The sequence below is a fragment of the Aquitalea sp. ASV11 genome, assembly GCF_016429185.1.
Classification (GTDB): domain Bacteria; phylum Pseudomonadota; class Gammaproteobacteria; order Burkholderiales; family Chromobacteriaceae; genus Aquitalea; species Aquitalea pelogenes.
In genome coordinates, this window is sequence record NZ_JAELUD010000137.1 from 1 (window position 1) to 1,719 (window position 1,719).

Here is a 1,719-nt window from a genome sequence, read left to right on the forward strand (position 1 = left end):
CCATTTGGCCGCGCCGGGGCTGGTGAGCAGTACCTGGCTGCCTGCGGCCAGATCGATATCCAGCGTCAGCCTGTCGCCGCCAGCCATGCCGCCCGGAGGATGCACCACAATGTGCTGGCACTGGCCATGGGCGTCGATGAAGTGTTTTTGCACCCGCAACGGCCCCTGGTGACGTCGATGCACCGGCACGGTGCGGCCTTGCACCAGGGCATAGCCCAATTCCAGTGCGGCATGCCAGCCGGCTTGCAAACCGGCAGGCAAGGCATTGGCCATGCTCAGCTCGTTCAGATTCATCAGCAGTCAATCAGCAAGGTGGATGGTGCAAGACCCAGCAATTAGCGTGCCGGGAGACAGGCTGGCAGCCTGCCGTGTCAGATGGCCAGCAGTTCGCGTACTCCGTCCTGCGCCATGTCGGAACCAGCTCCGCAACGTATCACCTCGCCGCGTGACATCACCATATAGCGATCGGCCAGTGCTTCGGCAAAGTCGTAGTACTGTTCCACCAGCAGGATGGCCATGTCGCGCCGCGCTGCCAGGTTACGGATGACTTCGCCAATCTGCTTGATGATGGAAGGCTGGATGCCCTCGGTGGGTTCGTCCAGCACCAGCAGCGATGGCTGGCTGACCAGCGCCCGGCCAATGGCCAGTTGCTGCTGCTGGCCGCCGGACAGGTCGCCGCCGCGGCGCTGGCGCATGTCGTACAGCACCGGGAACATCTCGTACACCGAGGCCGGAATCTCGCGCCCGGCCTTGCCGCCAAAGCGGGCCAGCCCCATGCGCAGGTTTTCTTCCACCGTCAGCCGGCCAAAGATTTCCCGCCCCTGCGGCACATAGGCAATGCCACGCGCCACGCGCTGGTGAGGCGCGCAGCGGCTGATGTCCTCACCCTGCCAGCGTATGCTGCCGTTTTTGGCCGGCAGCTGCCCCATCAGGCAGCGCAACAAGGTGGATTTGCCCACGCCATTGCGGCCGAGCAGACAGGTCACCTGGCCGATTTCGGCTTGCAGGCTGACGCGGCGCAGAATGTGGCTGCCGCCGTAGTATTGGTCCAGTTCTTGTATGTCCAGCATGTCAGCGCCCCAGATAGACTTCGATCACCCGTTCATCCGCCTGCACTTGCTGCAAGCTGCCCTCGGCCAGTACCGCGCCCTCGGCCAGCACCGTCACCTTGCCGGCAATGCTGGCGATGAAATCCATATCGTGTTCCACCACCATCAGCGAATGCCTGCCCTTGAGGGTGAGCAACAGCTCGGCGGTCTTTTCGGTTTCCGCATCGGTCATGCCGGCCACCGGCTCGTCCAGCAGCAATAGCTGCGGCTCCTGCGCCAGCAACATGCCGATTTCCAGCCACTGCTTCTGGCCGTGCGACAGCAGACCGGCCTGCCGCGCCCGCTGCTCGCCAAGGCGAATCAGCGTCAGCAATTCGTCGATACGGTCACGCTGCTGCCCGGTCAGGCGAGCGCGCAGACTGGCCCACACCGAACGCGGCCCGGCCAGTGCCAGTTCCAGGTTTTCCTGTACCGTCATCGCCTCGAATACCGTGGGTTTCTGGAACTTGCGTCCTATGCCCAGCTGGGCGATTTCCGCCTCGGAATGCTGGGCCAGATTGATGGTCTGGCCGAAAAAGGCCGAGCCGCTGTCGGCACGGGTCTTGCCGGTAATCACGTCCATCATGGTGGTCTTGCCCGCACCGTTGGGGCCGATGACGCAGCGCAGCTC

General features: G+C 63.8%; 3 protein-coding genes. All 3 read right to left on the bottom strand.

Features of this window, described 5'->3' with window-relative positions; all coding sequences use genetic code 11:
* A partial coding sequence (locus JHD62_RS21260; protein WP_233161149.1) for an urease accessory protein UreD occupies positions 1-294 on the bottom strand: 294 nt, incomplete at its 3' end.
* A 77-nt stretch (positions 295-371) separates the two neighbouring features.
* Positions 372-1,070, bottom strand: a complete 699-nt coding sequence (gene urtE, locus JHD62_RS21265; protein ID WP_062789038.1) for an urea ABC transporter ATP-binding subunit UrtE — start codon at positions 1,068-1,070, stop codon at positions 372-374.
* 1 nt (position 1,071) lies between these two features.
* A partial coding sequence (gene urtD / locus JHD62_RS21270) for an urea ABC transporter ATP-binding protein UrtD (protein WP_199104557.1) occupies positions 1,072-1,719 on the bottom strand: 648 nt, incomplete at its 5' end.

Bases quoted from the DNA above. Each gene is read 5' to 3' on its own strand.
- urtE (WP_062789038.1), bottom strand. From the start codon at position 1,070: ATGCTGGACATACAAGAACTGGACCAATACTACGGCGGCAGCCACATT.